We start from the raw sequence: 17,636 nt of genomic DNA on the forward strand, positions 1-17,636 counted from the left end.
TCAACCTCTCGGTCCGGTTTCCGTCCGAAGTGTTTCGCTATGTGGACGGAACCGCCTCTTCAGCACCCCGGGTGTGCACGCACACCCCGACAGGAAATCGATGCCCTCTTTGTCCACCGCCACAGACGCGTTCCTCGCGTCGCGGGCAGCTGATGGCGACCAGCTCGCCTTCGGAGTGCTGGTGCGTCGACATGCGCCGTTCCTCGTCGCGTTCGCCACGCGCCTCACGGGCTCTCGCGCCGACGCGGACGACTGCGTCCAGGAGGCGTTGATCACTGCGTGGCGGCGCCTGCCCGACCTCACCGAGCCCGAGAAGGTGCGCAGCTGGCTGACGACGATCGTCTCCCGCAAAGCGACCGATCGACTCCGCGCCCGCAAGGTCTCCGATCAGATCGATGAGCAGATGGTCTCGGCGAAAGACGACCCGGAGCGCTCGGTTGTGGCATCGTCGCAGATGGACGCGCTGAAGAAAGTGCTGTCCGAGCTGTCCGAAGAGTTGCGCGTGGTCTGGGTGTTGCGCGAGATCGGCGGCCACAGTTACGACGAGATCGCCGTCGAAGTCGGCGAGAACGCGGCCACGGTGCGCGGCCGACTCGCTCGGGCTCGGAAGATCGTGCTGGAACGCATGCAGGAGTGGAGGTGAGGGGATGAGCGACGACGTCGACGACATCGGGGGCTCGGGCTATTCGCTCGAGGACCTCTCCGCTTACCTCGATCGCGGGCGCGTGCCGCGCATCGCCGCGATCGAGCGCAATGCGGAATGCCAGGCCGTCCTGGCATCCATGGAACGAATGGGGCGTCTCTCGCGCGAGATCGTCGAAGAACAGGCCGCCGAACCCCTGGCCGAGTCCTGGTACGACTCGATCATGCGCGAGGTGATGCGCGAGTTCCGCGCGGGCCGCGATATCCCCCTCGTCCGAGGCGCCGACGGTGTCGAGATCGTCGTGACGGAGGGGGCGCTCTACGAGCTCATCCGTTCCGTCGGTGACGGCGTCGACGGCGTGCTGGTGGGGCGTGTGCGCCTCCAGCAGAACGAGCCCGATGCCCCGCTCGACGTGCGTGTCTCGGTGAGTGTGCGCTTCGGCCGGGCCATGACGGATGCCGTGGAAGAGATGCGCGAAGGGATCCGTACCGCGATCCAGCGACACGGCGACCTGCGGGTGGGGCGCGTGGACGTCACCGTGGGCGACGTCCACGTCGACGGAGAGGAAGACCAATGACCGAGCTGACCACCGCTGCCCTCGCGCCGCGCATCGACCTCGCCGTCACCGCCACCGAGGGGGTGCGGGAGATGTACTCGGCACGCCCGCTCGTCGCCCGCGCCGTCGAGCGCGCCGTCGACACCGAAGGATCCCTCGCGGCGGTCGACGACGTCGACGGTGCACGTTCGATCACCGTCTGCATCGGCGTCTCGACCCAGGACGACTCGGTCGCGGTCGCTTCCGCGGTCGCCGCTGCGGTGCGCGGCACCGACGAAGCGGCAGCGGCGGCGACCGTACGGGTCCGTGTCGGCCGGCTGGTGGCGCCCGCCTCCTGAACATCTTCTCGGCCCCGGCAAAGGGACGGCGCAATACGCTGGATGCACCGCTCCCATCACCCCGGAGGCCGAATGCCCACGCCGCCCGTCATCGCCGTCACCGGCTCCACCGGAGCCGTCGGTGGCCGTGTCGCCCGCGATCTCGCCGCCCGCGGCATCCCGCAGCGTCTTCTGGTGCGCGACGCCTCGCGTGCTCCGGCGCTCGAGGGCGCCGAGGTGCACGTGGCCCGGTACTCGGACACGGATGCCGCTCGCGCGGCGCTGAGCGGCGTCGAGACGCTCTTCATGGTCTCGGCCTCCGAGACGGCCGACCGCGTCGAGCACCACCGCGAGTTCGTCGAGGCCGCCGCCGCGGCGGGCGTCCGCTCGATCGTCTACACGTCGTTCCTCGCGGCCGCTCCGGACGCCGTGTTCACTCTGGGCCGCGATCACGCGGCGACCGAGGAGATCATCCGCGCCTCGGGCATGCGGTGGACGTTCCTGCGTGACAACTTCTACATGGACATGATGGAGCTCTTCGCGGGCGACGACGGTGTCATCCGGGGCCCCGCGGGCGACGGGCGGTGCTCGCTGGTCTCGCGCTCCGACGTCGCGGCGACGGCCGTGTCGGTCCTGCTCGATCCCACCGCGCACGCCGACACCGCATACGACCTGACCGGCCCCGAAGCCCTGACCATGGCCGAGGTGGCCGAGAAGATCTCGGCCGTCCGCGGTCACCCCGTGCGCTTCCTCGACGAGACGGTTGACGAGGCCTACGCCTCGCGCGCGGCGTTCGGCGCTCCCCGCTGGCAGGTCGACGCGTGGGTGAGCACCTACACCGCCATCGCGAGCGGCGACCTGGCCGGCGTCTCGAGCGATGTCGAGCGGGTCACGGGTCGGCCGGCGCAGAGCTTCGAGGAGTTCCTGGGCGCTGTCGCGTGAGCATCGTCGGCGTCGGGTATGCTGGCGGCGTGCTGACCTGTCGCTGTTGTCGCTGAACGCCTCTCCGCGTTCGTTTTCGACGACCCCGTCAGCCGCGCCCGTACGGGCGCACAAACCCCTCAGGATGCCACCGTGCGTTACGCCCAGAGCGTCGCCGACCTCGTCGGCAACACCCCCCTCGTCCGTCTCACCCGCGTCACCGACGGCATCGCCGCCACGGTCCTCGCGAAGATCGAGTACGTCAACCCCGGTGGTTCGGCGAAAGACCGGATCGCCGCCAACATCATCGACGCCGCCGAGCGTGACGGACACCTGAAGCCGGGTGGCGTGATCGTCGAGCCGACCAGCGGCAACACCGGCGTGGGTCTCGCGCTCGTGGCCCAGCAGCGCGGGTACCGGTGCGTGTTCGTCGTCCCCGACAAGGTCGCCGAGGACAAGCGTGCGGTCCTGCGGGCCTACGGGGCCGAGGTCGTGGTGACCCCGACCAACGTCGAGCCCGACGACCCGAACTCCTACTACAGCGTGTCCGACCGCCTCGTGCGCGAGATCCCCGGCGCCTTCAAGCCCAACCAGTACGCGAACCCGAACGGGCCCCGCAGCCACTACGAGACCACCGGGCCCGAGATCTGGCGCGACACCGATGGGCAGCTGACGCACTTCGTGGCCGGCGTCGGGACCGGTGGCACGATCAGCGGCACCGGCCGGTACCTTCGGGAGGTCGCCGGAGGCGCCGTGCGCATCATCGGTGTCGACCCCGTCGGCTCGATCTACTCGGGGGGCGACATCCACGGGTACGACGTCGAGGGCGTGGGCGAGGACTTCTGGCCGCCCGCTTTCGACCCGACCGTGGTCGACGCCTACGAGCGCGTGTCCGACGCCGAGTCGTTCGCGATGACCCGCCGCCTCGCCCGCGAGGAGGGTCTTCTCGTCGGGGGATCCAGCGGCATGGCCGTCGTCGGCGCTCTTCGCGTCGCCCGCGATCTCCCCGCCGACGCGGTCATGGTCGTCGTGCTGCCGGATCACGGACGCGGCTACCTCAGCAAGATCTTCGACGACGACTGGATGCGCGCGCGCGGCTACGACGTCGAGCCCACGGCATCCCTCATCCCCACCCCCTCCGAGGAGCACTCCGCATGAGCACTCACGACGCCGCCCGCGGCTTCGACAGCCTCGCCGTCCACGCGGGCCAGGCCTTCGACGAGACCACCGGGGCGGTCATCCCGCCGATCCACGTCTCGACGACCTACGCGCAGGACGGCATCGGCGGCCTCCGCGGCGGATACGAGTACGGCCGCAGCGGCAACCCCACGCGCACGGCGCTCGAGACTCAGATCGCCGCGCTCGAGGGCGGCGTCCGCGCCCTCTCGTTCGCCTCGGGTCTCGCCGGAGAAGACGCCCTGCTGCGCGCAGCCCTGGTCCCCGGCGACGCGGTGCTGCTCGGCAACGATGTCTACGGCGGCACCTACCGCCTGCTCGCGCGGGTGCTCGGGCCGTGGGGCGTGAAGCTGCGCGTGGTGGACATGAGCGACCTGGATGCCGTCGCCGCGGCGATCGAGGAGCGCGCGCCGCGGATGGTCTGGGTCGAGACCCCCAGCAACCCGATGCTGCGCATCACCGATATTGCGGGTCTGGCGCGCCTGGGCCACGCGGCCGGCGCGATCGTCGTGGTCGACAACACCTTCGCGTCGCCCGCCCTGCAGCGTCCGATCTCGCTCGGTGCCGATGTCGTCGTGCACTCGGCGACGAAGTACCTCGGCGGCCACAGCGACGTCGTCGGCGGGGCGCTCGCCTTCGCTGACGCCGGCCTCGCTGAGAAGGTGCAGTTCCTGCAGTTCGCCGCCGGTGCGGTCTCGGGGCCGTTCGACGCCTACCTGACCACGCGCGGCATCAAGACGCTCGCGGTGCGCATGCAGCGTCACAGCTCGAACGCGCAGGCCGTGGCCGAGCACCTCGCCGGTCACGACCGCGTCGCGCGCGTCTACTACCCCGGTCTGCCGGAGCACCCGGGCCACGCGCTCGCCGCGTCGCAGATGAGCGGCTTCGGCGGCATCGTGTCGCTCGAGCTGGCCGACGGCGCCACCGCCCGCCGCTTCGCGGAGTCGACGCAGCTGTTCACCCTCGCCGAGTCGCTCGGTGGGGTCGAGTCGCTGGTGAACTACCCGGATGCCATGACCCACGCCTCCGTGCGGGGGACCGAGCTCGCGGTGCCCGACACCATCGTGCGTCTGTCGGTCGGCATCGAGTCGGTCGACGACCTGGTCGCCGACGTCGACCGGGCGCTCGCTTCGCTCTGAGTCGGACGCCGGGGTCCCGGCATCCACGCGTAAACGCGATTCGCTCACGGAAACACGGGGAGAGCGTGTTTCTGCGCGCGGATCGTGTTTATGCGCGCGTACCGATACCGCTGCGCGAACCCCGGCGGCAGCACGGTTCGTGCGGCGGGGGTATTTCGTTGCGGCGCCGGGGTCCCGGCATCCACGCGTGAACGCGATTCGCTCACAGAAACATGGGGAGAGCGTGTTTCTGTGAGCGAACGGCGTTTATGAGCGTGCGGCGGGCCGGGGCGCGGAGCTCGCGCCCGCCGGGGCTCGCGCCGTCGCGGCCGCAGCGTGCGACGGTCGCGATGGCTGCGCCCGCCGCGGTCAGCGCTCCGCGCGTGCCAGATTCTGCGTCAGCTCGTCGGCGTTCTGGCGCACGACGTACGCGGGCTGGTCGCGCTCGACGCGCCAGCTCTCGCTGAGCGAGCCGATGTTGACGGTGTCGAAGCCGAACTCGTCGTACACACGCGTGATGAGTGCGACGCCCTCGTCGGAGTCGCTCGCGGTCGCCAGTGCGCGACGGTTGTCGGTGCCGGCGGGGGAGCCGTCGGTGAGGATGTCGGCGGCCATGATGTGGTTGAACGCCTTCACGACGACCGACTCGGGGAGGTGCTCCTGCAGCATCTGCGAGGTCGTGGTCTTCTTCTCGTCGAGGGCGGCGATGTGTCCGTCGCGCTCGAAGTAGTAGTTGTTCGTGTCGAGGACGATCTTGCCCGCCAGGGGAGCGGCCGGGATCTCGCCGATGGCCTTCAACGGCACCGTGACGACGACGAAGTCGCCGGCTTCCGCGGCATCCTGTGCCGTCGCCGCGCGCGCCCGATCGCCGATCGACGCGACGAGATCCGCGAGGGTCTCGGGCCCGCGCGAGTTGGCAATGACCACGTCGTAGCCGTTGTTGACGAAGCCCTTGGCGAGGGCCGAGCCGATGTGTCCTGCTCCGATGATTCCTACGGTTGTCATGCTCGGGATCAACGGCGGGTTCGGGAGGGGCATTCCCGCGAAGGGTGGGATTGTCATACGCGTTCTAAATAACTAGCAGTTCGAGATATCAGTGTCAATGGGGCGTCGTCGCGTCATATCGCTCGCTACCGTCAGTGTTGTCGCACCCTCGCGCGAGTGGTCGCGGACCGGTGTTCGGGTCACCGTGCCGCTTGACCTGCGAGGGCGACGGCCCCCGGTGGACGCGGCTTCGGACACCGGGGGCCGCTTTCTTTTCCCGTGCTCGCGGCCTCGAGGGCAGACGCCGCGCGGGCGGGCGGGAAGTGCCAGACTTGACCCTCGTGCACGCCGACACCCGCCCGCAGCGCTCCGTCCGCTTCTTCGCCGTCTGCATCGGCGTCGGTCTTCTCGCCGGCCTGATGTCGGGACTGTTCGGCGTGGGCGGGGGCACCGTCATCGTGCCGCTCCTCGTTCTGCTTCTGGGCTTCGACCAGCGCTTCGCCGCGGGCACGTCGCTCGCGGCGATCGTGCCGACGGCCTCGGTCGGCGTCGTCACGTACGCCATCGACGGTCACGTCGCGTGGATCCCCGCGTTGATCCTCGCGGCCGGAGCCGTGGTCGGTGCCCAGATCGGCACGTGGCTCCTGCCGAAGCTGTCGCAGACGGCGTTGCGCTGGGCGTTCGTCGCGTTCCTGCTCGTCGTCATCGTGAGCCTGTACTTCGTGATCCCTTCGCGCGACGCCGAGCTCGTGCTCACCTGGATCACCGGACCCGGTCTCGCCGTGCTCGGTGTGGTCACCGGCATCCTGGCCGGTCTTCTGGGCGTCGGCGGCGGCATCATCGTCGTGCCCGCCCTGCTGCTGCTGTTCGGCACGAGCGATCTCGTCGCCAAAGGAACCTCGTTGCTCATGATGATCCCGACGGCGATCTCGGGCACCGTGGGCAACCTTCGTCGCTCGAACGTCGACCTCGCGGCGGCCGCCTGCGTCGGGATCGCCGCGTGCACGACCACCGCGCTCGGCGCGCAGATCGCGAAGGCCGTCGATCCGTTCGTGGCGAACGTCCTGTTCTCGATCTTCCTCGTCTTCATCGCGACGCAGATCGCCATCAAAGCGGTGCGGGGGCGCCACCAGCGCTGACGCGTCCGCCGTCACGGGCTTCGGCCGACAGGACCGGGCGGACGCCCCGCCGTAGACTGGTTCGGTGCCCGTGAATCCTGAACTGGTCGGTCGTGTGTTCCCGCCGACCGCGCCGTACCTCGTCGGCCGCGAGAAGGTGCGCGAGTTCGCCCGCGCCGTCTTCGCCGACGCTCCGCAGCATTCCGACCCCGAGGCCGCCCGCGCTCTCGGCTACGCCGATGTCGTCGCGCCGCCGACCTTCGCGATGGTCGTGCAGGACCTCACCCTCCAGCAGCTGCTCGGCGACCCCGAGTCCGGCATCGAGCTGTCCCGCCTCGTGCACGCGGAACAGCGCTTCCGCTACACGCGTCCGATCGTCGCGGGCGACGAGCTCGTCGCAACGCTCTCGGTCACCGGCATCCGGTCGATGGGCGGCAACGCCATGATCACCAGCGAAGCGGAGATCGTGGATGCCACCGGCGCCCACGTCGTGACCACCACCAGCGTTCTTCTGGCGGGGGAGGCCGGCGCATGAGCGAGTTCACCGTGGGCGAGGTCATCGCCGAGCGCTCCGTGCACCTGACCCGCGAGTCGCTCGTGCGGTACGCGGGCGCGTCGGGCGACTTCAACCCGATCCACTACCGCGACGACGTCGCCGCCGCCGTGGGGCTTCCGGGCGTGCTCGCGCACGGCATGCTCACGATGGGCATCGCCGTTGGCACGCTCGCCGACGCGCTGGGCGACAGCGGACGCATCGCCGAGTACGGTGTGCGCTTCACACGTCCCGTCGTCGTCGACCCCGAGGCCGGTGCCGATCTGCACGTCAGCGCGAAGGTCGGTGCCGTCGACGACGACACCGCCCGTATCGACCTCACCGTCACGTTCGCCGAGACCACCGTGCTCGGCAAGGCGCAGGTGCGGGTACGGCTCGCCTGATGCCCGAGGTCGCCCCGATCCCGCTCTCTCAGCTCACGACGCTGCGCACCGGCCGCGAGCCCGCGCGTCTCATCGAGGCGCGCACGGCCGACGAACTCGTCGCGGCGCTCCGCGAGGTCTGGGCCGACGGAGACGAGTGGTTCGTCCTCGGCGGCGGCTCGAACCTCTTCGTCGGCGACGAGCCGTTCGAGGGAACCGTCATCCGCGTGCGCACGACCGGCATCGAAGAACTCCCCGGCTCCCGCCCCGACACCGTGCGCCTGCGCGTGCAGGCCGGGCACGACTGGGACGCGCTCGTCGCCGAGACCGTCGAGCGGGGTCTCGCGGGCATCGAGGCCATGTCGGGTATCCCGGGCACCGTCGGTGCCGCGCCGGTGCAGAACGTCGGTGCCTACGGTCAGGAGATCGTGCAGACCCTCGTCGAGGTGGAGCTGATCGACGAGTCGACGGGCGACGTCTCGGTGGTCTCGGCCGCCGAGCTCGGCCTCGGCTTCCGGACGTCGGTGCTCAAGCAGCACTACGGGTCGATCCCCGACCGCTCAGCCGTGATCCTCTCGGTCACCCTCGAGCTCGAGCGCGTCGGCTCCGGGGAGCGCCCGATCGCGGGGGAGCAGCTGCGCGGGGCACTGGGTCTGGATGCCGATGACGCCGTATCCCTGCGCTGGATCCGCGATCACGTCCTCGCGACCCGCGCCCGCAAGGGCATGGTGCTCGATGCGGAAGACCCCGACACCTGGAGCGCCGGCTCGTTCTTCCAGAACGCGATCGTCAGCGAGGCCTTCGCCCGTACCCTTCCCGAGGCGTGCCCGAAGTGGCCGATGGCGCCGGTCCTCGATCCGGTGACCGTGATCCCGCTCGCCGCGTTCGACGGCATCCTGCCCCCGCCCCCGATCGAGCGACACGAGGTCAAGGTGAGCGCCGCGTGGCTGATCGAGAACGCGGGCCTCCGTCGCGGGTTCCGGTTCCCGCGCTCGCGCGCCGGCCTGTCGACCAAGCACACGCTCGCGCTGACGAACCGCGGTGAGGCGACGGCGGCCGAGATCGCCGAGCTCGCCCGCTTCGTGCAGAGCCGCGTGCACTCCGAGTTCGGTCTGATCCTTCAGCCCGAGCCGGTCCTGGTCAACGTCGAGCTGTAGTCGAGGCCGCCCTGGGCGGCCCGGGCGTGCCGTCGTGCGGGCCGGGGAGTGGGGCTAGCCGCGGGGCGTGCCGTCGTGCGGAGATTGGTCGTGACACGCCGGTTCCGGATGCCGGGGACCCGGCGTGTCGGTTCTGATCTCCGCCTGACGGCTCGGGGGCCGGCGGGCGGTGCGGGCCGTGGGGCCGACCGCCGTGGCGGCATCCCGCTGTGCCGTCGTGCGGAGTTCGGCGGTGACACGCCGGTTCCGGATGCCGGGGACTCGGCGTGTCGTTCCGTTCTCCGCGTGACGGTTCGGGGGGCGTGGGCGTGCCGGTGCGGGGTGTGAGGCCCGCGGGGGCGTGCCGTCGTGCGGAGTTCGGCGGTGACACGCCGGTTCCGGATGCCAGGGCCTCGGTGTGTCGGCTCGGAACTCCGCCTAACGGTCCGCGCCGCCGGGGCCGCCCGGCCACCGGGAGCGCCCGGCCGCCGAGACCACCCGACGGGCGGGCACAGAACGGCGCCGGCCACCGTGAAACGGTGACCGGCGCCGAAGAGACTCAGGTGAACAGGCGCTGGAGGCGCTGCACGCCCTCGAGGAGCTGGTCGTCGCCGAGGGCGTACGACAGGCGCAGGTAGCCGCTCGGGCCGAAGGCCTCGCCCGGAACCACGGCGACCTCGGCCTTCTCGAGGATCAGGTCGGCGAGCTCGAGCGAGGTGGTGGGGGTGACACCGCCCCACGTGCGGTTCAGCAGGCCCTGCACGTCGGGGTAGACGTAGAACGCGCCCAGCGGGTTCGGGACCTCGACGCCGTCGATCTTCGCCAGCTCCGACACGATCAACTGACGGCGGCGGTCGAAGGCCAGACGGAACTGCTCGGCCTCGTCCTGCGGCCCGTTCAACGCGGCCGCCGCGGCGATCTGGGCGACGTTGTTGACGTTGCTCGACAGGTGCGACTGCAGGTTGCCGGCAAGCTTCATGGCATCCGCAGGTCCCACCATCCAGCCCACGCGCCATCCGGTCATCGCGTAGGTCTTGGCGACGCCGTTGACGAGGATGGTCTGCTCGGCGAGCTCGGGCACGGCCTCGACGATCGAGACGGCCTTGACACCCTCGTACGTGAGGTTCTGGTAGATCTCGTCGGTGATGACCCAGATGCCGTGTTCAAGGGCCCAGCGCCCGATCTCGGCGGTCTCTTCGGGGGTGTACACCGAGCCGGTCGGGTTCGAGGGCGACACGAACACCAGCACCGTCGTCTTGTCGGTGCGGGCGGCCTCGAGCTGCGCGACGGTGACCTTGTAGTCCTGGTCGGCGCCGGCGAACACCTCGACGGGCGTGCCGTCGGCCAGCGCAATCGCTTCGGGGTAGGTCGTCCAGTACGGCGCGGGCAGCAGCACCTCGTCGCCGGGGTTCACCACGGTCTGGAACGCCTGGTACACCGACTGCTTGCCGCCGTTGGTCACGATGACCTGCGAGGGCGCGACCTCGAGGCCCGAGTCGCGCAGGGTCTTCGCCGCGATCGCCTCACGCAGCACCGGGAGGCCGGCGGCGGGGGTGTAGCGGTAGTTCTTGGGATCCTGCAGCGCCTTCGCGGCGGCATCCACGATGAACGACGGGGTGGCGAAGTCGGGCTCGCCGGCCGCGTACGAGATGACGGGACGGCCGGCGGCCTGGAGGGCCTTGGCCTTGGCGTCGACCTTCAGGGTCGCGGACTCGGCGATGGCGGAGAGCTTGCGGGAGAGCGGGGCGCGGGAAGTCACAAGGGAGAGCCTAATGTTTTCGCGCTTCCGCGCCGAGGATCATGACGACCAGGGCACCAGCACGAGCAGGGCGGGAACGAGCATCAGGATGCCGAGCCCCAGCGCCACGATCGACCACACGCGTCTGCCCGCTCGGCGCGTGGCGACGATCAGTCCGATCACGGCCAGCACGATGACGATCACGCCGTCGCCGAAGAGCAGCGGCAGCAGGATGATGCCGAGCCACCAGATCGCGTTCATCTCGGGGATGAGCCCCACGAGGTAGACGAAGAGCGTCGGCACGAGGAGCACGGCGGACAGGACCACGGCGACGATGCCGAGGACGTCGGCGGGGCGCCGGGCCGTCACGGGGGGAGGGGTCATGCGGTCACGGTAGCGCGATACAGCTCGGCCGCGAGCGGACGACCACGTCACGGGACGGTAACGCGGTTCCGTTAGCGTGGCGGGGTGACAGCAGAGCCCCTGGCGCGGACGCGCCCTCATCGCCGTGCCGTCCTCGCGCCGTCCAAGCTCGGCCTCGCCACGCTGATCGTCGGGCTGGCGACCGGCCTCGCGGTGCTGCTGCTCGTGTGGATCGTTCACTCGATCGAGCACCTCGTGTGGGGTCACGAGGAGGGGCCGTTCCTCGACGGCCTCGCGCTGCCGTCGCCGTGGTGGCTGCCGATCGTCACCGTGGGTGGGGCGGGTGTCGTCGCCGCGCTCGGGTGGTACCTGCTACGGCGGTTCGGTCGCAAGCTCGCCACGGTCGAGCAGGGTGTCGACGGCGCCCGGATGCCGTGGTGGGAGACGCTCGCCGACACCGTCATCCAGGTGACCTCGGTGGCCCTCGGCGCCTCGATCGGCAAGGAGGTCGCGCCGCGCGAGCTCTCCGCGATGGCGGGCTCGAAGATCGTCGGCTGGTTCGGCCTCGACGCGCGGTGGCGGCGCATCCTCATCGCCTCGGCGGCGGGTGCCGGTCTCGCGGCGGTCTACAACGTCCCGCTCGCGGGTGCGCTGTTCGCGATCGAGATCCTGCTCGCGCAGTTCAGCGTCGGCGGCGCGGTCGTCGCCCTGACCGTCAGCGCGATCGCCACGCTCGTCGCGCGCCCCCTCGTCGGCGACGGTTCGCTCTACGAGGTGCCCGCGCTCGAGGTGAACGCCTCGCTCGTCGTGGCGGCCGTCCTCATCGGCCCGCTCATGGGCTGGGGCGCAACGAGCTTCGCGACCGTGACCAAGGCGCTCGGACGCTTCCGGCCGACGGGCTGGAAACTGCTCGTCGTCCTGCCCGTGACGTTCGCGGCCGTGGGGGTGCTCGGGGCGTTCTTCCCGCTGATCCTCGGCAACGGTCGCGCCCTGGCCACCGCGGGCTTCGACCTGTCGCAGCCCGCGCTCCTGCTGCTCCTGCTCGCTCTACTGAAGTACGTCGCGACGACGATCTCGCTGGGTTCGGGGGCGATCGGCGGCACGCTCCAGCCCTCCGTCGCGATCGGTGCGGCGCTGGGCGCGGCCGCGGCGGCCGGGTGGGCACTGATCTGGCCGGGCGCCGACGGCACGGCGCTCGCGATCGTCGCGGCGGCCGCGTTCCTGGCATCCAACATGCGGGCGCCCTTCACCGCGATCGCGTTGATCATCGAGTTCACCGACACGGGCTTCACCCTGCTGCTGCCGATCTTCCTCGCGGTGGCGGGGTCGCTCGCCGCCTCGCGGCTGAGCTCGCGCGCGGGGCTGCGGCGGTTCACGCCGATCGACCCGGCGCGTCCCTGATCGCTCGGTCGCGAGAGCCGGCTCAGACGAAGGCGGCCAGAGCGGCCTCGAGCGCGGCGGGATCGGCGCCGGACGCACTGTTGTCGAAGAGCACGTGGTGCGCGCCCCGCCACCGGCAGTCGGCGGCCTGCGCCGTGGCCCAGAACTCGTCCCAGTGGGCGAGCTTCCAGGCGTCGCGGCCGTAGCCGCGCGAATCGACGCGGTCCCGGACGAGGGCACCGTCGACCGTCACGTGCACCACGGTGATGACGACATCGGCGGGCCAGTCGTGCGCGGCTGCGGCGCGCTCGAGGTAGTCCTCTTCCGGGAAGTACCGCACGAAGGGGGCGTCGAGCACGACATCGTTGCCCAGGCGCAGGTTGTCGCCGGCGAGGCGGAGGAGCGTCGCGTACTCCAGCCCCATCACCACGTCCTGGTAGTAGGGGTTGTTGTCGCGTTCGTTCTTGTCGCTCCCCGCGGCCTCGAGGAGAGCCTCGGTGAAGGCGGTGGCGACGGAGTCCTTGTCGAGGTACGCGGCACCGATGCGGCGGGCGATGAGGGTGCTCACGGTCGACTTGCCGCTGCCGGCCGGGCCGATCACGAAGAACAGTCGTGCGGTCATGGGGTTCCTCCCGGAGGGCGGGGAGGACGAGAGGTCGTCCTCCCCGCGCGGAATCAGGATGCCGCGGCGGAGCGGTCCTTGACGAACAGTCCGTACGACAGGGCGCCGACCAGCAGCAGCACTCCGCCGATGAGGAACACCGTCGTGTAGTTGCCTCCCGTGGAGGTGAGGATCGCCCCGGTGACCACGGGGGCGACGGCCGCTCCGATGAATCCGCCGAAGTTCTGGATGGCGCCGAGAGAGGCGACCTGGTTCGACGGCGCGACGTCGGAGGCGAGGGTCCAGAGGCACCCGATCGGCACCTGCGAGGCGAAGTAGCCGACCGACAGCAGCACGATGGCGAGCGGGGTGCTGTCGACGTACGCGACGGGGAGCACCGCCGCGGCGGCGAGGATCGCCCCGCCGACGATCGGGATCTTGCGCGCGCGGACGGTGTTCACACCGCGGCGGACGAGCCGGTTCGAGAGCCAGCCGCCGAAGATCACGCCGATGATGCCGCAGAGGAACGGCAGCGACGCGAGCCACCCGCTCTGGGCGAGGCTGAAGCCGCGGGCGGTCTGCAGGTAGCTGGGGAGCCAGGTGAGGTAGACCCACACGGTGTAGAAGATGCCGAAGGCGCCGAGAACCATGAACCAGGTGTTCGACTGCAGCAGCAGGCGTCCCCAGCCGACCTTCTCGACCGATGCGGCGACGCGCGCCTCGGCCTCGGCGCCCTTGATGAGCGCCTGCTCCTTCAGGGTCGGGTCGCGGTAGATGCGCAGCCACACGAGGGCGACGACGATGCCGAAGGCTCCGACGATGATGAACATCCCGCGCCAGCTCATCGTCAGCAGAAGGAAGGTCAGCAGCGGCGGGGCGATCGCGTTGGCGATCTGCGAGCCCGTGTTGACGAGCGAGACCGGGAGCGCCCGCTCGGACTTGTTGAACCAGCGCTCGTTGACCTTCAGCGCCGAGGTGAAGAACGGCGACTCGGTGATGCCGAGGGCGACGCGGCAGGCGTAGAGCACGCCGAAGGAGTTCGCGGCCGCGGTCACGATCGACACGAGAGACCACGCGCCCGCGGCGAACGCGAACATCTTCTTGGGCCCGAACTTGTCGACGAGGTAACCGGCGGGGAGGTTCGCGATCGCGTACGGCCACGAGAACGCCGACAGCAGCAGACCCATCGCGAGCGGGTCGAGCCCGAACTCTCCGGCGATCGTGGTGTTCGCCACGCTGAGGGTCGATCGGTCGAGGTAGTTCACCACCCCGCCGAGGATCAGGAAGCCGACCAGGAACCATCGGATCCGGATCGTCTTCTTCTCGTCGCGCGTGAGCACCGGCGCGTCAGCCGTCGTCTCGCTCATGGTCCACTCCTTCGTGATCGGGTGACGGCGGACGTCGCGGTCCGCCGCGGGGGTCAGTGCGGCGTGCGGACGCTCGCCACGGCGGCGAGGAAGTCCGCCGCTGCTCGGGTGACGTCGGCCATGTCGCCGGTCGGGCGGGCGGCCTTCGTGATGGCGCTTCCGACGCCGACCGCGAGGGCCCCGGCGCCGAACCAGTCGCCGACGTTGTCGCGCGTGGCGCCGCCTGCCGGGAGGATCGGGGCGTGCGCGAGCGGCGCCATGACCGTGCGCAGGTAATCGGGGCCGGCGATCTCGGTCGGGAACAGTTTGACGATGTCGGCGCCGGCCTCCATGGTGGCGACGATCTCGGTGGGGGTGAACGCCCCGCTGATCGTGAGCGCCTGATACCGATTGGCCGCGCGGATCATGTCGGGGTTCAGGTTCGGGCTCACGAGCATGCGCGCGCCGGCCTGCACCGACGCGACCGCCATCTCGGCATCCAGAACCGTTCCGACGCCCACGGCGACGTGATCCCCGAACTCGTCGGCGAGGGTGCGCACGACCTCGAGCGCCCGCGGCACCGAGAGGGTGATCTCGAGGGCCCGGATGCCACCGGCGACGGCGGCGCGAGAGACGGCGAGCGCCTCGTCGGGGGAATCGAGGCGGACGATCAAAACCACGCCGGTGTCGACGACGGCGGAGAGGACTTCGTGCTTCTTTAACATCGTTGCACACGGTATCACGAAAATTCACACGGTAGAACACGATGTCTCATGTCCGCGGAGGCTTAGGCTCGGAGGGATGTCGACACCGCCACCCCTCATCCCGGAACAGCGTCAGCGCGAACTGATGCGTCTCCTGCGCGGAGCGGGGGCTCTCAGCATCCGTCACCTGGCCTCGTCGCTGGGGGTGTCGCACATGACCGTGCGACGCGACATCGCCGCGCTCGAGGACGAGGGTCTTGTGGATGCCGTGCAGGGCGGCGTGCGCCTTCGCGAACGCACCGGTGTGGAGCCCCCGCGCGAGCGGGGTTCTCGCGCGGTGCTCGAGCTCCCGCGCAAGGAGGCCGTCGCCCGTCGAGCCGCCGCGCTGATCACGGACGACATGACCGTCTTCATCGACGCGGGGACGACGTGTCAAGCGCTCGTTCCCCATCTGACGGCGCGGCGCGGACTGACCGTGGTGACCAACGACTTCTTCACCGTCTCGGCGCTGTACGCGCACCCCGCGATCGAGGTCATCCACACCGGAGGGGTCGTGGATGCCGCGAGCGGTTCGTCGAGCGGCGCCCTCGCCGCCGCCACCGTCTCGGCCATGACCCTCGACCTCGCGATCCTCAGCACCGGAACCTGGGACACCGCGCACGGGTTGACGACCCCCGAGCTCGACAAGGTCGTCTTGAAGCGAGCGGTTCTGGATGCCGCGACCTCGGGCGCCCTCGTCGCCGACAGCACGAAGTACGGCACCGCGGAGCGTTTCCGGGTCGTGCCCCTCGACGCGCTCGACGTCATCGTGAGCGACGCCGAGCTGCCCGAGAGTGCGGCGGCGGCGATCGCCGAGATGGGCGTCGAGCTGTGGACCGCGGAGGACTGAGGAGACACCGGGTCACGAAGCGCGTGTCGCTTCATCGTCGCACCTAGGCTCGACGGGTGATCGAGTGGATTCTGACCGAGTGGACGCAGATCCTCGGTTTCGCGACGGGCGCCGCGTGTGTGCTGCTGGCCGCACGGAGGAACGTGTGGACGTACCCGATCGGGATCGCGAACAACCTCGTGTTCCTCATGGTGTTCGTGCCGGCCGGACTCTACGCCAGCGCCGCCCTGCAGGTGGTCTACCTCGTGCTCGGTGTGCACGGGTGGTGGCGCTGGACGCGCGGGGTCGAACACGACCGAGAGTACGTCGCCCGGACACCCCTGCGCGCCGTGCCCTGGCTCATCGTCGCCGCGGTGGCGGGGACGGCCCTGCTGACCTGGGTGCTCGCCACCTTCACCGATTCGCAGGTCGCCCTGGCGGATGCCGCGACCACCTCGGCGAGCCTCGTCGCGCAGTACATGCTCAACCGCAAGTGGATCGAGAACTGGTTCGTGTGGATCGGTGTGGACGTCGCCTTCGTGGCGCTCTCGATCGCCACCGGACTGTGGATCATCGCCGCGCTGTACGCCCTGTTCATCGGGCTGTGCGTGAGCGGGCTGTGGTCGTGGCGCCGTGTGCAGAGCGAGTCGTCGGATGCCGTGCCCGCGGCGGACGCCCGTGCCTGAGCGCCGCTACCGCCACGGCGTGGTCGTCGGCAAGTTCTACCCCCTCCACGTCGGGCACGCACACCTCATCCGCTCGGCCGTGCGCGCGTGCGAGAAGGTCACGGTCGAGGTGATCGCGGCATCCGTCGAGTCGATCCCCCTCGACAGGCGGGCCGCGTGGGTGCGCGCGGACCACCCGACGGTGCGCGTGGTCGATCTTCTCGATGACACCCCGGTCGACTTCGCCTCCGACACGGCGTGGGACGCGCACACCGCGACCATCGCGGGGCTTCTCGACGAACCGGTCGACGTCGTCTTCACCTCCGACGAGTACGGGGCGGAACTCGCGCGCCGCCTCGGCGCGGACTGGGTGCAGATCGACCCCGGTCGACGCATCAACCCCGTCTCGGGAACGGCCATCCGCGGTGACCTCGACGCCCACTGGCACGAGCTCTCGCCGACGGTGCGCGCGGACCTCGCCGCGCGCGTGGTCGTGCTCGGCGCTGAGTCGACGGGCTCGACGACGCTCGCCGAGGCGCTCGCCGCCGAGCTCGGCACGCTCTGGGTGCCGGAGTACGGTCGCGAGCTGAGTGAGACCCGCGAGGGCGGGCTCGAGGCCCCCTGGCGCAGCGACGAGTTCGACCTCGTCGTCGACCGGCAGATCGTCTGGGAACAGGATGCCGCTCGCCGGGCGCCGCGTCCCGTGCTGGTCTGCGACACCGACGTGCTCGCCACCGCCCTGTGGCACGAGCGGTACGTGGGCACGCCCGCACCGCGCATCTTCGCGCGGGCCGCGGCGCACCGCCCGGCGCTGTACGTCCTCACGGGAGACGAGATCCCCTTCGTTCAGGACGGGATGCGCGACGGCGAACACATCCGCGCCGATATGCAGGAACGATTCCGCGAGGTGCTCGCGGCGCAACCGGTGCCGTGGCTCGAGGTGCGAGGGACGGTCGCCGAGCGGGTGGCATCCGCCCTCCCCGCCATCCGTCGAGCGGTGGCCGAAGCGACCTCGTTCGCCGCTCCCATGGAGGGTCGACCGCACGCCGAGCAAGAGGAGCTCCGGCGGCGGGCCGGCGGTTAGGCT

At 70.5% G+C, this 17,636-nt stretch carries 20 protein-coding genes; 14 read left to right on the forward strand and 6 right to left on the reverse strand.

The genetic code is table 11. The features are described 5' to 3' along the window. Positions 1 to 100 precede the first annotated feature (100 nt). From AB0O24_RS09980 to AB0O24_RS10005, 6 genes are all read left to right on the forward strand, one after another. Complete coding sequence (locus AB0O24_RS09980; protein ID WP_363374538.1) at positions 101 to 643, forward strand: sigma-70 family RNA polymerase sigma factor; 543 nt, start codon at positions 101 to 103, stop codon at positions 641 to 643. Positions 644 to 647: 4 nt separating this feature from the next. After that, on the forward strand, positions 648 to 1,220 hold the full coding sequence (locus AB0O24_RS09985; RefSeq protein ID WP_363374541.1) for an Asp23/Gls24 family envelope stress response protein: 573 nt from the start codon (positions 648 to 650) through the stop codon (positions 1,218 to 1,220). Beyond that, a complete protein-coding gene (locus AB0O24_RS09990) occupies positions 1,217 to 1,537 on the forward strand; it encodes a hypothetical protein (RefSeq protein ID WP_275797452.1) in 321 nt (106 codons plus the stop codon). Before AB0O24_RS09985 ends, AB0O24_RS09990 begins: the two co-directional genes overlap by 4 nt. 72 nt (positions 1,538 to 1,609) lie before the next feature. Further along, positions 1,610 to 2,458, forward strand: a complete 849-nt coding sequence (locus AB0O24_RS09995; protein WP_275797450.1) for an SDR family oxidoreductase — start codon at positions 1,610 to 1,612, stop codon at positions 2,456 to 2,458. Between the two features lie 132 nt (positions 2,459 to 2,590). Beyond that, entirely contained in the window at positions 2,591 to 3,595 is a 1,005-nt protein-coding gene (locus AB0O24_RS10000) for a pyridoxal-phosphate dependent enzyme (RefSeq protein ID WP_275797449.1), read from the forward strand. Continuing rightward, complete coding sequence (locus AB0O24_RS10005; protein ID WP_363374545.1) at positions 3,592 to 4,752, forward strand: cystathionine gamma-synthase; 1,161 nt, start codon at positions 3,592 to 3,594, stop codon at positions 4,750 to 4,752. Before AB0O24_RS10000 ends, AB0O24_RS10005 begins: the two co-directional genes overlap by 4 nt. A 348-nt stretch (positions 4,753 to 5,100) precedes the next feature. Here the strand turns inward: AB0O24_RS10005 and AB0O24_RS10010 are convergent, their stop codons facing one another. Further along, the gene (locus AB0O24_RS10010) at positions 5,101 to 5,736 is read right to left on the reverse strand and encodes an NAD(P)-binding domain-containing protein (protein WP_275797445.1); all 636 of its coding nucleotides are present in this window, start codon (positions 5,734 to 5,736) and stop codon (positions 5,101 to 5,103) included. Between the two features lie 311 nt (positions 5,737 to 6,047). Between AB0O24_RS10010 and AB0O24_RS10015 the strand changes: the two genes are divergently transcribed. From AB0O24_RS10015 to AB0O24_RS10030, 4 genes are all read left to right on the forward strand, one after another. Further along, a complete protein-coding gene (locus AB0O24_RS10015; RefSeq protein ID WP_275797443.1) occupies positions 6,048 to 6,854 on the forward strand; it encodes a sulfite exporter TauE/SafE family protein in 807 nt (268 codons plus the stop codon). Positions 6,855 to 6,918: 64 nt separating this feature from the next. Further along, positions 6,919 to 7,368, forward strand: coding sequence for a MaoC family dehydratase N-terminal domain-containing protein (locus AB0O24_RS10020; RefSeq protein ID WP_058597619.1), 450 nt, complete (start codon positions 6,919 to 6,921; stop codon positions 7,366 to 7,368). Beyond that, complete coding sequence (locus tag AB0O24_RS10025) at positions 7,365 to 7,769, forward strand: MaoC/PaaZ C-terminal domain-containing protein (RefSeq protein ID WP_275797440.1); 405 nt, start codon at positions 7,365 to 7,367, stop codon at positions 7,767 to 7,769. Before AB0O24_RS10020 ends, AB0O24_RS10025 begins: the two co-directional genes overlap by 4 nt. Next, positions 7,769 to 8,905: a UDP-N-acetylmuramate dehydrogenase gene (locus AB0O24_RS10030; RefSeq protein ID WP_307385235.1), complete on the forward strand. Its 1,137-nt coding sequence runs from the start codon at positions 7,769 to 7,771 to the stop codon at positions 8,903 to 8,905. Before AB0O24_RS10025 ends, AB0O24_RS10030 begins: the two co-directional genes overlap by 1 nt. A 538-nt stretch (positions 8,906 to 9,443) precedes the next feature. Here the strand turns inward: AB0O24_RS10030 and AB0O24_RS10035 are convergent. Both AB0O24_RS10035 and AB0O24_RS10040 read right to left on the reverse strand, forming a co-directional pair. Beyond that, positions 9,444 to 10,643, reverse strand: a complete 1,200-nt coding sequence (locus AB0O24_RS10035; RefSeq protein ID WP_363374549.1) for a pyridoxal phosphate-dependent aminotransferase — start codon at positions 10,641 to 10,643, stop codon at positions 9,444 to 9,446. 39 nt (positions 10,644 to 10,682) lie between these two features. Beyond that, positions 10,683 to 11,006 (reverse strand): hypothetical protein, encoded by a 324-nt coding sequence (locus tag AB0O24_RS10040; protein ID WP_363374552.1) that lies wholly within the window; start codon positions 11,004 to 11,006, stop codon positions 10,683 to 10,685. Between the two features lie 84 nt (positions 11,007 to 11,090). Here AB0O24_RS10040 and AB0O24_RS10045 point away from each other — a divergent pair, with 84 nt between their 5' ends. Continuing rightward, on the forward strand, positions 11,091 to 12,386 hold the full coding sequence (locus AB0O24_RS10045) for a chloride channel protein (protein ID WP_363374555.1): 1,296 nt from the start codon (positions 11,091 to 11,093) through the stop codon (positions 12,384 to 12,386). A 22-nt stretch (positions 12,387 to 12,408) separates the two neighbouring features. On the opposite strand, the gene AB0O24_RS10050 is transcribed toward AB0O24_RS10045, so the two are convergent. Genes AB0O24_RS10050 through AB0O24_RS10060 form a run of 3 tightly spaced genes read right to left on the reverse strand, consistent with a single transcriptional unit; the run spans position 12,409 to position 15,037 of the window. Next, on the reverse strand, positions 12,409 to 12,987 hold the full coding sequence (locus AB0O24_RS10050) for an AAA family ATPase (RefSeq protein WP_275796571.1): 579 nt from the start codon (positions 12,985 to 12,987) through the stop codon (positions 12,409 to 12,411). Between the two features lie 53 nt (positions 12,988 to 13,040). Then, entirely contained in the window at positions 13,041 to 14,333 is a 1,293-nt protein-coding gene (locus AB0O24_RS10055; RefSeq protein ID WP_275796569.1) for an MFS transporter, read from the reverse strand. A gap of 53 nt (positions 14,334 to 14,386) precedes the next feature. Beyond that, on the reverse strand, positions 14,387 to 15,037 hold the full coding sequence (locus tag AB0O24_RS10060) for a hypothetical protein (protein WP_275796567.1): 651 nt from the start codon (positions 15,035 to 15,037) through the stop codon (positions 14,387 to 14,389). A 76-nt stretch (positions 15,038 to 15,113) separates the two neighbouring features. Between AB0O24_RS10060 and AB0O24_RS10065 the strand changes: the two genes are divergently transcribed. Genes AB0O24_RS10065 through AB0O24_RS10075 form a run of 3 tightly spaced genes read left to right on the forward strand, consistent with a single transcriptional unit; the run spans position 15,114 to position 17,633 of the window. Next, a complete protein-coding gene (locus AB0O24_RS10065) occupies positions 15,114 to 15,905 on the forward strand; it encodes a DeoR/GlpR family DNA-binding transcription regulator (RefSeq protein WP_275796566.1) in 792 nt (263 codons plus the stop codon). A 56-nt stretch (positions 15,906 to 15,961) separates the two neighbouring features. Further along, positions 15,962 to 16,570 carry a nicotinamide riboside transporter PnuC gene (gene pnuC, locus AB0O24_RS10070; RefSeq protein ID WP_275796565.1) on the forward strand — a complete coding sequence of 203 codons (609 nt, stop codon included), beginning with the start codon at positions 15,962 to 15,964 and terminating at the stop codon, positions 16,568 to 16,570. Further along, on the forward strand, positions 16,563 to 17,633 hold the full coding sequence (locus AB0O24_RS10075; RefSeq protein ID WP_275796563.1) for an AAA family ATPase: 1,071 nt from the start codon (positions 16,563 to 16,565) through the stop codon (positions 17,631 to 17,633). The genes pnuC and AB0O24_RS10075 overlap by 8 nt, the downstream gene beginning before the upstream one ends. Positions 17,634 to 17,636 lie beyond the last annotated feature (3 nt).

The sequence above is a fragment of the Microbacterium sp. NPDC086615 genome, from assembly GCF_040686055.1.
Taxonomy (GTDB): domain Bacteria; phylum Actinomycetota; class Actinomycetes; order Actinomycetales; family Microbacteriaceae; genus Microbacterium.

What these genes read in the sequence shown, in the direction of transcription:
- AB0O24_RS10010 (WP_275797445.1), bottom strand. Translation starts at nt 5,736, where the DNA reads ATGACAACCGTAGGAATCATCGGAGCAGGACACATCGGCTCGGCCCTC.
- AB0O24_RS10050 (WP_275796571.1), bottom strand. Translation starts at nt 12,987, where the DNA reads ATGACCGCACGACTGTTCTTCGTGATCGGCCCGGCCGGCAGCGGCAAG.
- AB0O24_RS10060 (WP_275796567.1), bottom strand. Translation starts at nt 15,037, where the DNA reads ATGTTAAAGAAGCACGAAGTCCTCTCCGCCGTCGTCGACACCGGCGTG.
- AB0O24_RS09995 (WP_275797450.1), top strand. Translation starts at nt 1,610, where the DNA reads ATGCCCACGCCGCCCGTCATCGCCGTCACCGGCTCCACCGGAGCCGTC.
- AB0O24_RS09990 (WP_275797452.1), top strand. Translation starts at nt 1,217, where the DNA reads ATGACCGAGCTGACCACCGCTGCCCTCGCGCCGCGCATCGACCTCGCC.
- AB0O24_RS10040 (WP_363374552.1), bottom strand. Translation starts at nt 11,006, where the DNA reads ATGACCCCTCCCCCCGTGACGGCCCGGCGCCCCGCCGACGTCCTCGGC.
- AB0O24_RS10065 (WP_275796566.1), top strand. Translation starts at nt 15,114, where the DNA reads ATGTCGACACCGCCACCCCTCATCCCGGAACAGCGTCAGCGCGAACTG.
- AB0O24_RS09985 (WP_363374541.1), top strand. Translation starts at nt 648, where the DNA reads ATGAGCGACGACGTCGACGACATCGGGGGCTCGGGCTATTCGCTCGAG.
- AB0O24_RS10025 (WP_275797440.1), top strand. Translation starts at nt 7,365, where the DNA reads ATGAGCGAGTTCACCGTGGGCGAGGTCATCGCCGAGCGCTCCGTGCAC.
- AB0O24_RS10055 (WP_275796569.1), bottom strand. Translation starts at nt 14,333, where the DNA reads ATGAGCGAGACGACGGCTGACGCGCCGGTGCTCACGCGCGACGAGAAG.
- AB0O24_RS10030 (WP_307385235.1), top strand. Translation starts at nt 7,769, where the DNA reads ATGCCCGAGGTCGCCCCGATCCCGCTCTCTCAGCTCACGACGCTGCGC.
- AB0O24_RS09980 (WP_363374538.1), top strand. Translation starts at nt 101, where the DNA reads ATGCCCTCTTTGTCCACCGCCACAGACGCGTTCCTCGCGTCGCGGGCA.
- AB0O24_RS10005 (WP_363374545.1), top strand. Translation starts at nt 3,592, where the DNA reads ATGAGCACTCACGACGCCGCCCGCGGCTTCGACAGCCTCGCCGTCCAC.